The following is an 18378-nucleotide window of genomic DNA, read 5'->3' on the forward strand; positions in this document are numbered from 1 at the left end:
GTAACGGCGGAAAGATGCGATGATGTAAGGCTCGTGTATCGCGACCAGACTTGATGACCCGGCTAACGCGAAGGGCTTGTCATGAATCAAATGCTTCCAGCCAACGAGCCCGGACGCCTTGTCGCGCTGACAAATTACGCAATCCTTGACACACTTCCAGAAGCTGGATTCGACGAAATCACCGAACTGGCGGCGGAGATCTGCGGCTGCCCCGCCGCTCTGGTCAGCTTCGTCGACGCATCGCGGCAATGGATCAAGGCAAAGTACGGTCCACTTCCCGCAGAGCTTTCCGAATGCCCGCGCGAAATTTCGATTTGCACGGCCACGATCTGCAACAACGACATCCTCTACGTTCCCGACCTGATAAAGGATCAAAGATTCAATAGCAGCCCGCTGGTGACGGGCGATATGCACATTCGTTTCTACTGCGGGGTTCCACTCATCACGCAAGATGGCTATGCCCTGGGCACCTTGTGCGTGATCGCCTTCGAGCCGCGAGAACTTAGCTTCGAGCAGCAGGAGGCGCTCAGACGGCTGGCACGGCAGACCATGGTTCACCTCGAATTGCGTCGGCAATTGCTCGTGCGCAACGAGATGCTGCGCGAGTTGGAACGTGCGCGCGACCAGGCAATTGCCGAGAAAGCTCAATCGGACAAACTGCTGCTGAACATCCTGCCCTCATCCATCGCAGACGAGCTCAAGGCAAATGACCGCGTTCAGCCGCGCTTCTTCGACTCGGCGACGGTGATCCTGATCGATTTCACCGGCTTCACCCGACTGGTCGAGACCATGGAGCCGGCGAGCGTCATTGACCAGCTCGACCAGCACTTCACCGTGTTCGACGACATCATGGCCAATCATCGCCTCGAAAAACTCAAGACGATCGGAGATGCCTATCTTGCCGTTGGCGGCGTGCCGGAACCCAATCGCTCGCACGCCATCGATGCCGCGTTGGCGGCGCTACAGGCCATCGATCATTTGGCCAGGATCAATCGGCAACGGGAGAAGCTGCACCTGCCGGCGTGGCAGGTGAGGATTGGAATCAATACCGGACCAGTGATCGCCGGCGTCGTCGGCAAGCACAAATTTACCTACGATATTTGGGGCAATACCGTGAATATAACCCAGCGCGTCGAAGCAGCCGGCGTTCCAGGTCGCATCAGCATCGCCGAATCGACCTGGCAGCACATCAAGACGCGCTTCGAGACCGACGCCCGCGGCGCCGTCGAAGTGAAGCACCAGGGTTTGGTCAATATGTATTATCTCAACCGGATCAGACCCGAGTTTTCCGTTGATCCAGCCGGGATAATGCCAAACGATCGGTTCTGGAAACAGGAATGAACGAGCGCTTTGCGCCGCCGCCCGGGAGGGGGCCATCGCCGGATCATCTCGATGGAATAGCGCTTCGTGCAGACTTTCCTTCAGCGGAAATGGCAGGCGACCCAGTGGCCGTCGGCGCTTTGTTTGAGCGGCGGCGGCTCGGTTTTGCATAGCGGAAACTGCGCGATCGGGCACCTGGTGTGAAAGTGGCAGCCGGTCGGCGGAGAAATCGGGTTCGGCACTTCGCCCGACAGCCGGACGCGCTGCCGCTTCACTTTCGGATCCGGTATCGGGACCGCCGACAGCAGCGCTTCGGTGTAGGGGTGCCGCGGCGAGGCATAGAGTTCATGGGCCGACGCCATCTCGACAATGCGGCCGAGATACATCACCGCGATGCGTTTGGAGATATGCTCGACGACGGCGAGGTCATGGGCAATGAAGAGATAGGCCAGCCCGAACTTTTCCTGCAAATCCTCCAGCAGGTTGATGACCTGGGCCTGGATCGAAACATCCAGCGCCGACACCGGCTCGTCGCAGATGATCAGCTTGGGCTCGACGGCGAGCGCGCGCGCGATGCCGATGCGCTGGCGCTGGCCGCCGGAGAACTCGTTCGGATAGCGGCCCATATGGTCCGCCCGCAGGCCGACGGTCTCCAGCAACTCCACCACGCGCTCTTCGAACTGCCGCCGCGTCTTGGTCAACTGGTGGATGATCAGGGCCTCACCGACGATCGCGCCTACGTTCATACGCGGATTGAGCGAAGCGTAGGGGTCCTGAAAGATGATCTGGATGTCGCGGCGCAGGATGCGAAGCTCGTCGGCTTTCAGCGCCCGGACATCCTTGCCTTCAAAATGGATTTCGCCCGAACTCGGTTCGATCAGGCGCAGCACGCAGCGGCCGGTGGTTGACTTGCCGCAGCCGGACTCGCCGACCAGGCCGAGCGTTTCGCCGCGGTCGACGTGAAAATCGACGCCATCGACGGCATGCACGCTGGCGGTGTGACCGCTGAAGAGGCCGCCCTTGAGCGGAAACTCCTTGGTCAGTTTTGTTACCTTGAGCAGCGGCCCGCTCATTGAGCCACCGTCGCTTCGGCGTGGATGCAGGCCACCTTGTGGCCGGGTTCGAGTTCGCGCAGCGGCGGCTGCGCGCGGCTGCATTCATCGGTCGCAAAACCGCAGCGCGGCGCAAAGCGACAGCCCTCGGGCGGCTTGATCAGCTTCGGCACCGTGCCGGCGATGGTCTGCAGCCGCGCCCTGCGGCCACCGCCCTTGTCGACGCGCGGGATCGAGCGGATCAGGCCCTGCGTATAGGGATGGCGCGGGTTGGCAAACAGCTGCTCGACTGCGGCTTCCTCCACCACCTTGCCGGCATACATCACCACGACGCGTTGGGCGACTTCGGCGACCACACCCATGGCGTGGGTGATCAGCATGATCGACATGCCCAAGCGGGATTTCATGTCTTGCAGCAAATCGAGGATCTGCGCCTGGATCGTGACGTCGAGCGCCGTGGTCGGCTCGTCCGCGATCAAGAGCTTTGGATGGCACGACAGCGCCATCGCGATCATCACGCGCTGGCGCATGCCGCCGGAAAACTGATGCGGGTAGTCGTTGACGCGGCGCCTCGGGTTCGGGATCTGGACCAGCGCCAGCATGTCGATGGTCCGCTCCAGCACGGCTTTGCGGCCCAATCCCTCATGCAGCGCGATCACTTCGCCGATCTGATCGCCGATGGTATAGACCGGATTGAGCGAGGTCATCGGCTCCTGGAACACGATGGCGATTTCCTTGGCGCGAATCTGGTTCATCTGGTCTGCGGCCATCGGCACCAGGTCGCGGCCCTGCCACAGGATCTGCCCGCCGGCGATGCGCCCTGGCGGCATCGCGATCAGCTTGAGCACCGAAAGCGCGGTGACGGTCTTGCCGCAACCGGACTCGCCGACCACGCAGACGGTCTCGCCGCGCCGGACGGCGATATCGACGCCGTCGACCGCCTGCACGATGCCGTCATCGGTCGCAAAATGCGTCTTCAAGCCCCTGATGTCGAGCAAGGGGGCTTCGCCGGCCGGTGCTGCAGCCACGTTAATCGTATCCTCCGGACGCAACATCACATCACTCTCCGGGGATCGAGCGCGTCGCGCAATCCGTCGCCAATGAAATTGATGGTGAGCACGGTCAGGAAGATCGCAGCGCCCGCGAACAGCGCCCAGTGCGGCGCGATGTCGAGATAATCCTTGGCGTCGAACAACAGGCGCCCCCATGTTGGAATGTCCGGCGGAAAGCCGAGGCCCAGAAACGACAGCGTCGATTCGGCGATGATCGCCGCAGCGACGTCGATGGTGCCGGCCACGATGACAGGCCCGAGCGAGTTCGGCAGGATGTGCCTTATCACCAGCCGCGGCGTGGTGGCGCCGAGCGCACGCGCGGCTTCGACGAATTCCTTTTCGCGCAGCGACAAAAACTGCGCCCGCACCAGTCGCGCCACCGGCATCCAGCGAAACGCGCCGATCACGAGCACGATCAGGATGAAGACGCCGCCCTCCGGTCCGACCCAGCCTTTGAGGAAATCCCGGAACAGATAGATCACCAGCAGCAGCAGCGGCAGTTGCGGCAACGCCAGGAACAAATCGGTGATCCACATCAGCGCAGCGTCGACGCTGCCGCGGGAGATGCCCGAGATCGCTCCGATCAGCACGCCGGCGATAATGGCGACCGCCATCGCTGCGAATCCGACCGCCAGCGAAATGCGCCCGCCGTACAGCATGCGCGCCAGGAGGTCCTGGCCGAGATCGTCGGTGCCGAACGGATGCTCCCAGGACGGCGAAGCGAGCCGCGCGGTGAAATCGATTTCGTTGATCGGCATCCGCCAGATCAGCGGCCCGAACAGGACGGCCGCGGTCAGCAGCGTCAAAATGCCGATGCTGGCGACCGCCATGCGATGGCGGCGAAATTTTCGCCAGGCATCGAAGCCGGGCGAGATGTGACGCGGACGTGCCTCGAGCGGAACGACGACGTCAGCGATAGGAGATGCGTGGGTCGAGCCAGCCATAGATGATATCGGCCAATAGGTTGAAGACGACGACGAGAACGGCGAACACGAAGGTCACTGCCATGATGACCGGCGTGTCGTTGGCGAGGATGGCACTGATCAGCAGTGAACCGATGCCGGGGATGCGAAAAATCTGTTCGGTGACGATGGCGCCGCCGAACACCGCCGGCATTTGCAGCGCGACCAGCGTCACCACGGGAATCAAGGCGTTGCGCACCACGTGCTTGATGACGACCTTGCCTTCATTGAGGCCCTTCGAGCGTGCCGTCGTGACGTAGTCGAGCCGGATCACGTCGAGCACCGCCGAGCGCACGTAGCGGGTGTAGGAGGCGGCCTGAAACAGGCCGAGCACCGAAATCGGCATGATCGCCTGCTTGAAATATTCCCAAGCCCAGAGCCCGCCGGTGGCCGGGATATCGACCCGGTAGACGAACGGCAGCCAGCCGAGATTGATGCTGAAGATCAGGATCAGCAGCAGTCCCGTAAAGAAGGTCGGCAGCGAGAAGCCGATGAAGGCAAAGGTGTTGGCGATCTGGTCGAAGATCGAATAGGGCCGCATCGCCGCAAAGACGCCGACCGGCAACGCCACCGCCAGTGCCAGGATCTGCGACGAGCCGACCACGAACAGCGTGGTCGGAACCCGCTGCAGGATCAACTGGTCGACGTTGATGCGGCTGGCGAACGAAAAGCCCCAGTCGCCCTGCAGCATCGCGGCGAGCCAGCGCAGATAGCGGATGAAGATCGGATCGTCGATCCCGAACTTCACCCGCAGCGCCTCCCGGACTTCGGGCGGCACATTGGAGTTGGTGGCAAGTTCGCCGAACGGGTCGCCCGGCGCCAGCGCCAGCAGCACAAACAGAATGAGGCTGATGCCGAGCAGGCTTGGCAGGGCGATGATCAGGCGCCGGAGGATGTATTTTCCCATGGTCGTCCTGTCATCGCCCGTTCAGATTTTGCGCATCGCAAAGCTCGCTCAAGCTTCGCGGTACCAGTTCGCGATCTGCCACAGATCGTTGTCCCAGCCGCTGAGCGGCACCGTCAGATTGCCGGCGACGGCCGAGACTTTCGGCCGGCGCAGCAGCGGCTGGATGTAATTGTCTTTTACGACGAGGTCGTTGAGCTTGATGAACATCTCCGCCCGCTTTACGGCATCGAGTTCCTGCTCGGCCTGCTTGTAAATCTCGTCATATTCCTTGTTCTGCCAGCGCGAGACGTTGCGGCCCTGCCACTTGTTATCCTTGTTCGACGCCCGCCACGACAGGTACTGATTCATGAAGAACCCGGGGTCGGGCTGCGTCATGGTGGTGTTGTACATCTGCGCATCGCAATAGAAATGCGTGTAGGTGTCGGGATTGGCGGCGTCGGAGGAGAAGAACACCGATGCCACCACCGATTTCAGCTCGACGTCGATGCCCGCCTTCTGGCACGCCTGCTTGACGATGGCCTGCGTCTTCTGCCGGGGTGCGTTGATCGAGGTCTGGTAGACGAACCGCAGCGGCTTGCCATCCTTGGCGCGAATGCCGTCGCCGCCTTTTTTCCAGCCGGCGGCCTCGAGGATCGAGTTGGCTTTCTCGATGTTGAACTCGAATTTGGTGTTTTTCGAACGGACCTTCGCCGGTGCGTTGAGGAAGTTTGCGGTGGCGCTCGCCGTCCGGCCGTAGATGAACTTCTCGATCGAGGCGCGATCGATCAGCAGGTTGATGGCCTGGCGCACCGCCGGGTCGCTGAACAGCGGATGTTTGGTCTTGACGCTGGCGCGCTCGCCGTCGACCTCCACCGCCGGATCGGTCGAGTTGAGCATGATGAATTCGATATTGCCGGTTTCGACGATGCTGACCTTGCCCTTGCCGGCGCCTTCCAGCTTGGTCAGGATTTCATCCTCGACCTGCATGTTCCAGGCATAGTCATATTCCCCGGTCTGCAGCACCGCGCGCGCGGCCGACACCGCATCGCCGCCGCCCTTGATTTCGATCGTGTCGAAATACGGCCGGTTGGGCATGTGGTAGTTCGGATTGAGCTTGCCGCGGACGATGTCGCCCGGCTTGAAATCGACGAAAACGTAAGGTCCCGTACCCACCGGCTTGAGGTTGGCCGGTGCGTCGCGTGACTTGCCGCCGATGTAATCCGCAAACAGATGTTTCGGGATGATCATGCCGTAGGTGCCGACAAAGGCATCGGCCCAGAACGGCGTCGGCTTTGAAAAGATCACGCGAACGGTGAAATCGTCGATCTTTTCGACCTTGGCGTCCTTGTAGCTGGCGATCGAGACCGCGGCGGTCTCGGGCGTTCGGGCATATTCCCAGTTGAACACGACGTCATCCGCCGTGAATGGCATGCCGTCATGCCATTTGACGCCCCGTTTCAGCTTCCAGATCACCGAGAGGCCGTCCTCGGTGAGGCCGTTGTTCTCCTTGCTCGGAATTTCGGCGGCCAGCACCGGGACCAGATTGCCCTCCTGGTCCCAGCCGGCCAGCGGCTCGTAAAACACGCGGGCGCCGTCCTGGTCCTTGGTGCCGACGGCGAAATGCGGATTGAGCAGGGTGACCGCCTGCCAGTACAGGATTTTCAAAAGCCCGCCGCCGCCGGCCTTGGTCGGCTTGTAGGGGATCGCGGTTTGGGCCATCGCGACCCCGGATTGGGCCAGCATCATGCCGGCCATCGGCGCCGTCAGGCCGACGGCAACCATCTGCTGGACAAAGGACCGCCGCGTCAGGCGCCCGGTCTTGACGTCTGCAATGAGATCTCGAATTTCCCGTTCTTGCATCGGATTGGCTCCTCGGCTGGTGCAAAATGCCTGAACTCACGCCCCTGGTGCCCCGCCGCCCACAGGAGCTTGGACCCAAATGACTGGATCCCCAAAGGAAATGGATCAGGTTAGTCCCACCCTGTCAAAGCAGGAACCGGGCCACGTCAAGCCAAGCCCGGCTTGCCATGGAGCTTGGCTTGACCAAGAGCCGGCTTGGCCAAGGGATCGGTAAGACCGCCCGTGCGGGCTGCAGCCACGCAGGTGCGTCGGGAAAAGCGGCGTCCGTGCCTAATCGCGGTGCCGCATCATGGCCGGGTCAAGCCCGGCGACAACCGCCGGCGGGTGCGACGAAATGCTCGCGACCGGCGCGGCGGGGGTGCGATAGCGCGGCAGGTGGTCCTCGAGCGAATAGAACACGCACAGCGCCAGGCTCGACCAGACCGCCAGGCTGAAATAAAGCGACATCCAGGCAATCTCTTCCTTCCACTCGGCGATGTCGTGCGTCACGATCCAGCGCGTGCGCACGTCGCGGAGGCCCTCGAGCGGGTGCAGCAGCGTATTGCCGTCGGCGACATCGGCCCGCCACCGGTTCAGATACATCGGGACGTCGACGGTCATCAAAAACGCCAGGTAGAAAGCGATCCCGACGATCGTGACGATCAGCACCGCGCGTGCCGCGCCATCAAACTCCGGCAGCAGGCGGCAGAGGCCGACGCCGATGATGAAGAAGACGACGGCCCAGATCGAATTCTCGATGGCGTTGTGCAGATATTTGGTGGTCAGCACCGCGTGCCATGAGAAACCTTCCGCGATCACGATCAGCGGCACGATCACCCAGGCCGCGTTCACGGTGGTGTCCGCGCCCGTGATAGTGCCGAGCTGGTGCAGGATGATCGCCCACTGCGCCGCAAACGCGATCTCGGCCACCGTCGCGACCGAGCGGCCGACGAACACGCTCGACAGCCAGGTGTCGAACAGGCAGATCCGCTGCACATCCGCGCGCGGCAGGATCGAGCGGAAGGCGCAGCCGAACACATAGGCTGCGCTGAGCGCGAGCATCAGCTCGACGCCGGACGTGCTGCCCGGACTTCCGATTGGCTGGCCGTGGAGCTGGCGGTACAGCACGAACCAAACCGCGATATTGGCGCCGCTGACCAGCGTCAGCATGCCCCACCACCGGACCACCGGATTCGACCAGGCCAGGGAGGCTGGTTGCGCACGCCATTCCAAGCTCATTTACCGCTCCGCATTTAATTTAATCGAACTGACATCTGACTGTTTTACTTCTGTCATGAATTGCAGCGAATCACGACAAAAATATGCGTGCGGCAGGAGTCTTGCGGGGTGATGGCGAGTGCGCCGACGTTCTTCGCCTGGGCGAGCGGCCCTGTCGGCCGAAGAACCTCTCTGTCATAAATCTGTCATCAAATATTCGAGTCGCTCTCAATGAGCGTCGTGGCTATTGAGACAATCCCGATTGACAAAAATAACGTGTCGCATCTTCCGCAGGACCCTGATCGGAAATTGTGGAGTGCCGTCTCCGATCGCGTTTTGCGGACAACTCGCCGACCAGTTCTCTCGATATCGGTGCCCTTCGATCCTGTAAGCCTGGCTGCGAGTTCGCGTCGCCGTGCAGCCGAGCGAAGAGACGTGCCGGTCGTGCCTGAAATCATCGCAGGCTGATTAAAACCATTCCAATTTCAAAACCTTCTAAGTTGGATGCGGGGGATCGGTCTTGAGGGCGATCGGCGCAGCTTGCATAGTGGCGGCATGATCGTTTCCAAACCGCGTTGATGCCGCATATCTACGAGCACGTATTCGAGCAATTCCGCATCGTCGATCCCGACGACAGTGACAGATCGATCGTGGATGATTTTGCCGGCCGCTCGCAATGGCTGGAGCAGCCGGGCTGCCTTTTCCAACGCAACAATGTGGTGCTGGGAAGCCGGATTCGTACGGAAGGTGTCATCAAGGCGGGGCTTTTTGTTTCCGTGATACTCAAGGGGGCAGGAAGCGGCCGGGCGCGCAAGGGCGCCAAGACGATCAGCTATTCGGATGCTTCCATGGTGGTCATGGCGTTCAGGGAGCCGACGCTGTGGGACGGCGATGCGCCGCGCGGCGCGCACATGCAGGCGGCCGGCGTCGCCTTTCCCGTCTCCTCGCTGGAGCGGCTCGGATTGATGGATGAGTTCATCGGACTGTTCGACAGCCAAAAACGAAACGTCTTCGTCGCTTCGCTGAAGGCGTCGCCCCGAATCAAGGCCATTGCCATGGAGATGATTTCCCCGGTGGCCGCGGGCCGGGCTGCCGACCTGTTGCTGTCGGCGCACGCGATGGAGATATTGGCCCGAACCATGTTGACGTTGCGCGGCAACGAGGGCCTTGGTCTGGTCTCCGACCAGAAGCGTCTGCGCCTCGGGGCAGTCGTCGAACTGATTCAATCCGACTTGCGGCACCCCTGGACCATCGCGGAGCTGGCAAGGCATGCCGGCGTCAGCCGCCGCTCGTTCACGGCGCAATTTCACCGGCTGTATGGCGTCAGCGCCTCGGAATATCTTCGCACCAGCCGGCTGAAATCCGCGCGCGAGGCCTTGCTGCACCAGGGATTGTCGGTCACCGAGGCGGCCTACGCCGTCGGCTATGGCAATCCTGCGAATTTTTCCACGGCGTTTCGCAGGCATTTTGGCTATGTGCCGAGCAGCTGCCAGCGCGACGGCGTTTCCTGACATCACCGCATTCCCAAGCCGGCCGGGCCGCATGCATGGCGGCCGGCAACGCCCTGCCGCGCCGATAGAAAGGCGGTTCGGCGGCACGGGAATGTCCAAACGCGGAACTTGGAGAGCGTCGACATGCGATCAAAGGTTTTTTGCGCACGCGCAAAGGCATCCGAAAATCAAATCTGGTCTCTCGATGACGGGACAGTTGGGTTCAAGGGGTGAGTCTTCGATGCGTGATTGTGTAAAGCCTTCGCCGTGGGGCGTGGTGTCGAAAAGTATTTTCTGCGTCACGGTATTCGGATTGAGCCTGCAGATCGGGCCCGGTTTCGCGCAGTCCGGCCAGGCCTTGCCGCCCGTCACGGTCGACGCACCGAAGCCGCAAGCGGCGCGTCCGGCGCAGCCTTCGCGAAGGGCGGCGCGCTCGCAGCGCGCGACGCGTCGGGTCGCAGCGCCTGCGCAACAGCAGCAAACGACCGAGTCGGGCGGCGGCGGAATATATGGTGAGCGAGCTGTCGGCCCGGTTGTCGGCTATCTCGCCAGCCAAAGCGCGACTGCAACCAAGACCGACACGCCGATTTTGACCACGCCGCAGTCGATCTCTGTGGTGACAAAGGATCAGGTTCAGGATCAAGGCGCCCAGAACATTACCGAGGCGCTGCGCTATACGCCTGGCGTGACGATTGCGAGCTTTGGCGCCAATGCGTTCTTCGATTCATTTAAACTCCGGGGATTTGATGCTCCGCGATACCTGGACGGCTTAAGGCTGCCGGCGGACACCACGACCTTCGCCATTCCCCGGATCGAAACCTACGGCCTGGAGCGTATCGAGGTGCTGAAAGGCCCGTCCGCCGGCCTGTACGGCCAATCCGAGCCGGGCGGCCTGATCAACATGGTCAGCAAGCGGCCGACCTTGAAGCCCCAATTCGAGATAATGGGCAGCGTCGGCTCTTTCGAGCGCTTTCAGGGCGCCTTCGACATCGGCGGCCCCATCGACAAGAACGCTGAGTTTCTCTATCGCATCGTCGGCCTCGCGCGCGACAGCAACACGCAGACCGACTTCGTCCAGGACAACAAGCTGTTCATCGCGCCCAGCCTGACCTGGCGCCCGACGATGGATACCACCTTCACGATTCTCTCGCACTACCAGAAGGCGGACAACAAGGGCTATCAGCAATACGTGCCGGGGCAGGTGTCCTTCCTGCCAAATCCCAACGGACGGATCCCCTACGGCCGCTATCTCGGCGAGCCGGGGCCTGACGGTTACCATCTCGAGCAGTTCGCGATCGGTTACGCGTTCGAGCACCGGTTCAACAATAACCTGCAGTTCCGGCAAAACCTGCGCTACACCGACGTCACCAACGATCTTGCCTCCGTCCGTACCGAAGGCATGCTTTCGGATCGCCTTGTTGCCCGCACGTACAATTATGTGAAAGCCAGCGCCGCCAATCTCGCGCTCGATAATCAACTGCAGGCAGATTTCCTGACTGGGCCGTTTGCCCACAAGGTTCTCTTCGGCGTCGATTACTTCAATCTTCGCGCCAGCACCGACTACCGATCAGCGCTCATCGCCCCGATCGATGCCTACGCTCCGGTCTATGGCACCGGCGTTCCTTCGTTCGCATCTCTGGCGCCATTCATCCTCCGTGACGACAAGCAATCGCAGGCCGGCGTTTATCTGCAGGATCAAATCAAGCTCGACCGATGGACGCTCACGGTGACTGGCCGCCAGGATTGGGCGAACACCGAGTTTACCAGTAAGGCATTCTTCCCGCTTGCCGGCACCTATTCCCGCGAAGACGCGGCGCAGACCGGTAGGGTAGGCCTCAACTATTTGTTTGACGTGGGCTTGTCACCCTATGTCAGCTATTCGACATCGTTCACGCCAAATCTCGGTGCGGATCTCGCCGGCAACTCGTTCAGGCCGACCACCGGCGAGGGAGCCGAAGTTGGCGTCAAGTTCATGCCGAACGGATCAAACTTCATGATCACGGCGGCCGCCTTTGATATCCGTCAGAAGGACGTGCTGACGCCACTTCCTGCGAACCCGACGTTCAGCGTGCAAACCGATGCCGTGCGGGTCCGCGGCTTCGAACTCGAGCTGAAGGGTAACTTGACACGGGAACTCGAAATCGTCGCGGGATATACCCATCTCGATCCGAAGGTTACCAGCAGCATCGCCGGCTACGCCGGCAAATACATGATCAACACGGCCCTCGATCAGGGGGCCATCTGGGGCAAGTATACTTGGCAAGACGGCCCGCTTGCGGGGCTTGGGTTAGGCGCTGGCGTTCGCTACGTCGGGGAAACCTACGGTGACAACTTCAACACCTTCGTTGTGCCCGCCTACGCGGTGGCCGACGCCGCCATCAGCTATGACTTTTCCTATGCACGACGAGAGTGGAAGGGATTGAAGGCGCAGGTCAACGTGACGAACCTGACCAACCACTTCTACGTGGCATCGTGCTTCACCGGTCTACCCTATTGCGGTCTCGGCACCGCGCGAACGGTACTCGGGACCTTGAAATACAACTGGAACTAGGACGCTCAAGTGACGCCAGCGACCAGATCTATCCGCCGATGGGGCGCCGTCCACAAATGGACGAGCCTCATCTGCACGCTTTTCATGCTGCTGCTGTGCATCACAGGGCTGCCGCTGATCTTTCATCATGAGATCGACGAGCTCCTGCACAGCGAGGTGAAACCCGCCGAGGTTCCGCCCGGCACGCCCTATGCCGATCTGGATAAGCTTCTCGCCAACGCAGTGGCGAATGCGCCCAGGAATCCACCAACACAGGTGCCGCATTTCCTGATCTGGGACCGCGACGATCCCAACGTGCTGTTCGTGAGCGTCGGCGAATCCCTCACGTCGGACCCCACCAACAATCGCTTCGTCCGGATGGATTCGCATACCGGCGCCTTTCTCGACGCGCCTGATGTCACCGGCCGCTTCACCTACATCATGCTGAAACTGCACACCGACATGTTTGCCGGTTTGCCGGGCAAGCTGTTCCTCGGGCTGATGGGGATTCTGTTCTGTGTCGCCATCATATCGGGCATCGTCGTCTATGCGCCGTCGATGCGGAAGCTGGACTTCGGCGCCTATCGCAGCCAGCGCCCGCGCATCGTGCGCTGGCTCGACATTCACAACCTGGCAGGCATTCTAATCATCATGTGGACGCTCGTGGTCGGCTTCACCGGCGTGATCAACACCTGGGCCGACCTTGTCCTGAAGATGTGGCAATACGGCCAGCTCGCCGAGATGACGTCGCAATACCGCGACCGCGCGGCGCCCACCAAGCTGGCCTCGCTGCAATCGGCCGTGGCCGTTGCAACGGATGCAGTGCCAGGCATGACGCCGAGCTTTGTCGCCTTTCCGGGAACGGTCTTCAGCAGCAAGAGCCACTACGCCGTTTTCCTGAAGGGTGACACGCCCGTCACGTCTCGCCTGCTGAAGCCGGCGCTGATCGATGCGGAAACCGGCAAGCTGACCGACAGCCGCGACATGCCCCGGTACGTCACCACCCTGTTCATTTCGCAGCCGCTGCATTTTGGCGACTATGGCGGCATGCCGCTGAAGATTCTCTGGGCGTTGCTCGACGTGCTGACAATCATGGTATTGGGAACCGGCGTCTATCTCTGGATGCGCCGGCGCAAGGCCGGCGTCAGCGTCGACCGCGCCATCGCCCAGGGTTCCCAGGTCGATACGCCTTTGCTGTCGCGGTGATCACGTGAGAACTCATCGGACGCTGCGGCAAATCTTTGCGCTGCCGATTCTGATCGGCATCCTCTCCACCGTCGGACTCGTCGCAGCTCTCGTCGGCGATGGCTGGTGGGACGGCCTGTCATGGGCATCGCTTTCCCTGCCGGTCTTGCTGTATTTTTTCTTCACGATGCGGGCCTGAACGAGGCTGCAGGAAACGATTTTCGTTTTGATCGCAGCGACATCGCTGCGACGCGGCAAATGCCAAGAGAAAGTCGTCTCCATGGCAAACTTCCGACACATGATGGCGGCGAAAAGGGACCATCCGACATGACGCTGGCGCGGCGGCAACCCGGTTCCGGTTTGCCGTCGTGCGCATTTTGGAAGGGGCCTCGATGTCGCGCAAACTCCTGTCCTTACTCCTGCTCGCTTGCGCGCTGTTTGCCTGGCCTGCGTTTGCCCAGACCGGCGCCGCGCCGGATGCCGCCACCCCGGCAACGAACAACGCCAACGCGCTGACGCCTGAACAGGCCAAGCGGGCGCTCGATACGCTGCAGGACGACAAGAAGCGCGCGCAGATGATCGATACGCTGCGGGCGATTGCGGGGGCGTCGCCACAAGCCGCGGCGCCCGCGCCCGAAGCCAAGCCGGGGATCCCGCTCAACGCGGACAGCCTTGGCGCGCAACTGCTGCTGACGGTCTCCGAACAGGTCGGCGAGGTCTCGCGCGAAGTCGCGCAGATGGTGCGATCGCTGACGCATTTTCCCGCGTTCTATTATTGGTTCGTGCGAACGGCCAATGACCCCGACGCCTACAAGCAGATATTCGACATCGCGTGGAAGCTGGCGCTGGTGTTCGGTTGCGCCTTCGCTGCCGAATGGCTGGTGTTCCGCCTGATTAAGCGGCCGGTGGCGCTGCTGGAAGCGCGCCTGCCGCAAACCGCGCGGGCCCCGGCACAGACCTTGGCGATGGTCGATCCGCCATCCTCCGCGGCTGACGTCACCGTGGAGCCCGCGTTGCATAAGCGGCGTCTCAGCCTGGCGCGGGCTTGGCAGTCGCTGATCAGGTTGCCGTTCGTGCTGGGACGGCTCGCGCTCGAACTGCTGCCGGTGTTCGTCTTTGTCGGCATTGCCACGATGTTGTTGGGTACCGACATCGGCGACCTTCCGATCGCCCGGCTCGTCATCCTGGCTGTCGTCAATGCCTATGCGTTGTCGCGCGGGCTGATCTGTGCCGCACGGGCGCTGGCGGGGCCGTTCGGTCTGTTTCGGGTTCGCGCCGAGACCGCGGCCTATATCGAGATCTGGGTTCGGCGCATCGTCGCAGTCGGCGTGTCCGGCATCGCTTTTGCGAATGTGGCGTTGCTGCTGGGGCTGCACCGCGCCGGTTATGCCGCGCTGCTGCGTCTGGTGATGCTGGTCGTGCACCTGTTTATCGTCGTCATCATCCTGCAATGCCGTCGCCAGGTCGCCGACGTCATTCGTGCGCCGGCCGGCCGGGTGGGCGCGGCCGCCAGGATACGCAACCGCGTCGCCGGCCTGTGGCACCTGCTTGCCATCGCGCTGGACCTCGCCTTGTGGGCGGTGTGGGCGCTCAACATCCGCAACGGTTATTCGCTGCTGCTGCAGTATTTTGTCGGCACGCTCGCGGTCGCGCTGATCGCGCGTCTCGCCACCATCGTGGTGCTCAGCCTGATCGATCGCGGATTTCGCATCAGTCCGGATATCCTGCAGCGCTTCCCCGGCCTCGAGACCCGCGCCAACCGCTATCTGCCGCTGCTGCGCAAGATCGTCACGGCCATCATCGCCTTCCTCGGCTTCGTTGCCCTGCTGGAAGTCTGGGGCGTCGACGCCGTCGTCTGGTTCTATGGCGGCCAGATCGGCAGCCGGCTGGTGTCGGCGGTGGTGACGATCGGCGTCGCAGCGCTTGTGGCGGCGGCGATCTGGGAGGTCGCCAACGCGCTGATGGATCGCCAGCTCACGGCGCTGTCGCGCGATGGTCACTACGCGCGCGCGGCGCGGCTGCGCACTTTCCAGCCGATGCTGCGGACCGCGCTATTGTGCGTGATCGTCGCGGTGGTCGGTCTGACCGCGCTCAGCGAAATCGGTGTCAATGTCGCCCCGCTGCTGGCCGGTGCCGGCATCGTCGGCATCGCGATCGGCTTCGGTTCGCAGAAGCTGGTCCAGGACCTCATCACCGGGCTGTTTCTGCTGCTGGAAAACACCGTGCAGGTCGGCGACAACGTCACGGTGTCCGGCCTGTCCGGGACGGTCGAGAATGTCTCGATCCGCACCATCAAGCTGCGGGCCGGCGATGGCTCGGTGCACGTCGTTCCCTTCAGTGCCGTGACGACCATTACCAATTCAAGCCGCGGCGCCGGCAATGCCGCCGTCAGCGTCAATGTTGCCTACAAGGAAGACACCGACCGCGCCGGCGAAATACTGAAGGATATCGTCGCCGAGATGCGCGGCGAGGCCGAATACCGGCACGCGATCCGCGGCGATCTCGAATTGTGGGGCGTCGACAAGGTGGACGGCTCGATGGCGTCGATCGTCGGTCAGATCCGCTGTACCGATAGCGGTCGCTGGCCGGTGCAGCGCGAGTTCAACCGCCGCATGAAACGGCGCTTCCAGGAAAGCGGCATCGAAATCGCGTCCACCGGACAAACCATCTTGATGCAGATTCCGCAGCCTTCCGAGGCAACGCCGGACCAGAAGCCGCGACGCGCGGCGGGCTAATCGCGGCGATCAGTTTCGGGCGGCGTACAGGTCCTAGTATGCTCTGCGCTGCCGCCGGGCATTTGGCCCCGCAGGCGCTCTTGCCCCGCCGTAATATGGATTGGTGATGCACTGGGCGGCGCGGCCCGATGCCGACGCGGCGCACTGCGCCAGTGAGGTAAAGCCGCATTCGATGCTGTTGCCGTCGTAGCCGTAAGTCTGGATGCAGACCGGATAGGCCGGATCGTAGGTCTGCGCCCGCACCGGCGCCGCCGTGAAAATGAGGACGGCGGTCAAGGCGGTCAAAATTGGAGTGCGCATGGGTCGGTTTTCTCCTGCACCAATATCATAGTGCGTGTGATGCTTGCTTCTGCGCAACTCGCCGGTGTTGCCAGTGCTCAACGTTTCATCGATGCGCAATGATTTGGATCACAATCTGGTCGCCGCCATCATGACAGTTTCGTGATGCCGATGGTCCAGTGGCAATCTCCATTTTTGCTTCGTGTGAAGCTTGAGCCTTGTCAGCCGTCGATTACGCGATAATCTTTTCATTGATTGAGCTCGCTGGAGCTGCCTGCCTGCCTCGTTTGCTTTCCGTTTTGGAATGCCCTGATAGCGAGTTCGCTGCGCACGTTTTGATTTTTCGTTGTCTGCAATCGAATAAAGCAAAAGGAGATTGTCGTGAACAAGAAATCCATTTTCGATTTCCTATCCGATTTCATCACCGGGATTTTTTATTTCTTCGATCGGCCGCCGGTGGCCAGGCCGGATGCCGCGAGAATAGGCGAAGACGCCGGACTTACCTCACTGGACGTGTTGTCGAATGATCGGGACCCCGACTGGGGCGATACGCTGCATGTCGCGTCCATAAGAGGCAATCTGAAGGGAGCTGCATCGATTTCGGCCGACGGCAGGCACATCGACTACAATCCCGGCAACGCGTTTCAGTATCTGGGCGCCGGCCAGACCGCCACCGAGGTCATCAGGTACACGGTCGCCGATCGCTTCGGAAAAACTTCCGAATCCATCGCGAGGGTAACGATCGTCGGTGAAAATGATGCAGCCGTTCTGTCGTCGCAGACGGTGAATTTGACCGAGGGCAATACCGCGGCGGCCATCAGCGCCGCGGGCGCGCTGACCATCTCGGATGTCGACAGCCCCGCCGTTTTTGTCGCCCAGTCGAATATCGCGGGCCAGTATGGTCATTTCTCGATCGATAGCGCCGGTGTCTGGAACTATGTGGCTGATACTGCGCATAATGAGTTCGCCGCCGGCACGACGTATACCGATGCGTTTGCCGTGACGAGCGCTGACGGCACCGCGACGTCGGTGACGGTCAATATCGCCGGCACGGCCGAGGCCGCCGGATCGTTTCACAAATTGACCTATCTGGTGAAGATCGACGGGATTGAAGGCACGTCGCAGCTGGAGCATTACGCCGGCTACTTCGAGGTCGATGCGTTCACCTTTGGCGAACTGACGACGCTCGCTTCGTCGGGGGGCGGCGGGGGCGGCAGCGGCAAGGCGGTGTTCGATCCCTTGATGATCGACATCAATGGCGTGTCGGCGGGATTGGTGGAACTGCTGGGCAACGCGGCCACCGGCGAGCACATCCGGACCGTCGACCTGGTCGGCTTGAAGATCGCGGGCGACCGCACCGACGAGGTCTATCGCCTCACGCTCGACAACGCGACGGTGTCGGGCGTGGCGATCGATGGCGACGACACCGCGGTTGCCTTTGGCTTCAGTGAGGTCACCCAGACGATCCGGGAGCAGAACCCTGACGGAACGCTCGGTACCGGCCAGACCTTCAGCTTCGATCTCGGGCGTGAGGGTGGCTCGGTTGCGCCGGTCGATCGCGAAGCGCTCGCGGCCATGGCGCACGAAGATGAAGACCCCGCGCTGACCTATCTGGTAAAGATCGACGGGATTGAAGGCACGTCGCAGCTCGACGGTTATGCCGGCTACTTCGAGGTCGATGCGTTCACCTTCGGCGAACTGACGGCACTCGCGTCGTCGGGCGGCGGCGGGGCCGGCAGCGGCAAGGCGGTGTTCGATCCCTTGATGATCGACATCGATGGCTTGTCGCCGGGATTGGTGGAACTGCTGGGCAACGCCGCGACTGGCGAA

At 61.9% G+C, this 18378-nt stretch carries 14 protein-coding genes; 7 read left to right on the plus strand and 7 right to left on the minus strand.

Features of this window, described 5'->3' with window-relative positions:
- The first annotated feature begins 81 nt into the window (after positions 1-81).
- On the plus strand, positions 82-1341 hold the full coding sequence (locus ACSQ84_RS23440; protein ID WP_436214061.1) for an adenylate/guanylate cyclase domain-containing protein: 1260 nt from the start codon (positions 82-84) through the stop codon (positions 1339-1341).
- Positions 1342-1421: 80 nt separating this feature from the next.
- Here ACSQ84_RS23440 and ACSQ84_RS23445 read toward each other — a convergent pair whose 3' ends face one another.
- The 6 genes from ACSQ84_RS23445 to ACSQ84_RS23470 all read right to left on the minus strand — a co-directional run bounded on the left by ACSQ84_RS23445 (position 1422) and on the right by ACSQ84_RS23470 (position 8350).
- Positions 1422-2393 (minus strand): ABC transporter ATP-binding protein, encoded by a 972-nt coding sequence (locus ACSQ84_RS23445; protein ID WP_436214062.1) that lies wholly within the window; start codon positions 2391-2393, stop codon positions 1422-1424.
- The gene (locus ACSQ84_RS23450) at positions 2390-3427 is read right to left on the minus strand and encodes an ABC transporter ATP-binding protein (protein WP_436214063.1); all 1038 of its coding nucleotides are present in this window, start codon (positions 3425-3427) and stop codon (positions 2390-2392) included. The genes ACSQ84_RS23445 and ACSQ84_RS23450 overlap by 4 nt, the downstream gene beginning before the upstream one ends.
- Complete coding sequence (locus ACSQ84_RS23455; protein ID WP_436214064.1) at positions 3427-4368, minus strand: ABC transporter permease; 942 nt, start codon at positions 4366-4368, stop codon at positions 3427-3429. The genes ACSQ84_RS23450 and ACSQ84_RS23455 overlap by 1 nt, the downstream gene beginning before the upstream one ends.
- Complete coding sequence (locus tag ACSQ84_RS23460; protein ID WP_436214065.1) at positions 4334-5293, minus strand: ABC transporter permease; 960 nt, start codon at positions 5291-5293, stop codon at positions 4334-4336. Before ACSQ84_RS23460 ends, ACSQ84_RS23455 begins: the two co-directional genes overlap by 35 nt.
- A gap of 48 nt (positions 5294-5341) precedes the next feature.
- Positions 5342-7132: a peptide ABC transporter substrate-binding protein gene (locus ACSQ84_RS23465; protein ID WP_436214066.1), complete on the minus strand. Its 1791-nt coding sequence runs from the start codon at positions 7130-7132 to the stop codon at positions 5342-5344.
- A gap of 270 nt (positions 7133-7402) precedes the next feature.
- The gene (locus tag ACSQ84_RS23470; RefSeq protein WP_436214067.1) at positions 7403-8350 is read right to left on the minus strand and encodes a hypothetical protein; all 948 of its coding nucleotides are present in this window, start codon (positions 8348-8350) and stop codon (positions 7403-7405) included.
- 557 nt (positions 8351-8907) lie between these two features.
- Between ACSQ84_RS23470 and ACSQ84_RS23475 the strand changes: the two genes are divergently transcribed.
- The 5 genes from ACSQ84_RS23475 to ACSQ84_RS23495 all read left to right on the plus strand — a co-directional run bounded on the left by ACSQ84_RS23475 (position 8908) and on the right by ACSQ84_RS23495 (position 16269).
- Positions 8908-9840 (plus strand): helix-turn-helix transcriptional regulator, encoded by a 933-nt coding sequence (locus ACSQ84_RS23475; RefSeq protein WP_436214068.1) that lies wholly within the window; start codon positions 8908-8910, stop codon positions 9838-9840.
- Positions 9841-10060: 220 nt separating this feature from the next.
- Positions 10061-12370 (plus strand): TonB-dependent siderophore receptor, encoded by a 2310-nt coding sequence (locus tag ACSQ84_RS23480; protein ID WP_436214069.1) that lies wholly within the window; start codon positions 10061-10063, stop codon positions 12368-12370.
- Between the two features lie 9 nt (positions 12371-12379).
- Complete coding sequence (locus tag ACSQ84_RS23485; RefSeq protein ID WP_436214070.1) at positions 12380-13555, plus strand: PepSY-associated TM helix domain-containing protein; 1176 nt, start codon at positions 12380-12382, stop codon at positions 13553-13555.
- 4 nt (positions 13556-13559) lie between these two features.
- Entirely contained in the window at positions 13560-13733 is a 174-nt protein-coding gene (locus ACSQ84_RS23490) for a hypothetical protein (protein WP_436214071.1), read from the plus strand.
- A 193-nt stretch (positions 13734-13926) separates the two neighbouring features.
- Complete coding sequence (locus ACSQ84_RS23495; protein WP_436214072.1) at positions 13927-16269, plus strand: mechanosensitive ion channel domain-containing protein; 2343 nt, start codon at positions 13927-13929, stop codon at positions 16267-16269.
- A 33-nt stretch (positions 16270-16302) separates the two neighbouring features.
- On the opposite strand, the gene ACSQ84_RS23500 is transcribed toward ACSQ84_RS23495, so the two are convergent.
- Positions 16303-16569, minus strand: a complete 267-nt coding sequence (locus ACSQ84_RS23500) for a DUF3551 domain-containing protein (RefSeq protein ID WP_436214073.1) — start codon at positions 16567-16569, stop codon at positions 16303-16305.
- A gap of 360 nt (positions 16570-16929) precedes the next feature.
- On the opposite strand from ACSQ84_RS23500, the gene ACSQ84_RS23505 reads away from it, so the two are divergent.
- On the plus strand, positions 16930-18378 hold a 1449-nt coding region (locus tag ACSQ84_RS23505; protein WP_436214074.1), incomplete at its 3' end, for a VCBS domain-containing protein.

Origin of the sequence: Bradyrhizobium sp. LjRoot220 (assembly GCF_964252915.1) — a bacterium.
Classification (GTDB): Bacteria; Pseudomonadota; Alphaproteobacteria; order Rhizobiales; family Xanthobacteraceae; genus Bradyrhizobium.

Coding starts and splice junctions, on each gene's coding strand:
- ACSQ84_RS23440 (WP_436214061.1), top strand. CDS start 82: ATGAATCAAATGCTTCCAGCCAACGAGCCCGGACGCCTTGTCGCGCTG.
- ACSQ84_RS23450 (WP_436214063.1), bottom strand. CDS start 3,427: ATGTTGCGTCCGGAGGATACGATTAACGTGGCTGCAGCACCGGCCGGC.
- ACSQ84_RS23460 (WP_436214065.1), bottom strand. CDS start 5,293: ATGGGAAAATACATCCTCCGGCGCCTGATCATCGCCCTGCCAAGCCTG.
- ACSQ84_RS23475 (WP_436214068.1), top strand. CDS start 8,908: ATGCCGCATATCTACGAGCACGTATTCGAGCAATTCCGCATCGTCGAT.
- ACSQ84_RS23465 (WP_436214066.1), bottom strand. CDS start 7,132: ATGCAAGAACGGGAAATTCGAGATCTCATTGCAGACGTCAAGACCGGG.
- ACSQ84_RS23480 (WP_436214069.1), top strand. CDS start 10,061: ATGCGTGATTGTGTAAAGCCTTCGCCGTGGGGCGTGGTGTCGAAAAGT.
- ACSQ84_RS23500 (WP_436214073.1), bottom strand. CDS start 16,569: ATGCGCACTCCAATTTTGACCGCCTTGACCGCCGTCCTCATTTTCACG.
- ACSQ84_RS23445 (WP_436214062.1), bottom strand. CDS start 2,393: ATGAGCGGGCCGCTGCTCAAGGTAACAAAACTGACCAAGGAGTTTCCG.
- ACSQ84_RS23470 (WP_436214067.1), bottom strand. CDS start 8,350: ATGAGCTTGGAATGGCGTGCGCAACCAGCCTCCCTGGCCTGGTCGAAT.
- ACSQ84_RS23455 (WP_436214064.1), bottom strand. CDS start 4,368: ATGGCTGGCTCGACCCACGCATCTCCTATCGCTGACGTCGTCGTTCCG.
- ACSQ84_RS23495 (WP_436214072.1), top strand. CDS start 13,927: ATGTCGCGCAAACTCCTGTCCTTACTCCTGCTCGCTTGCGCGCTGTTT.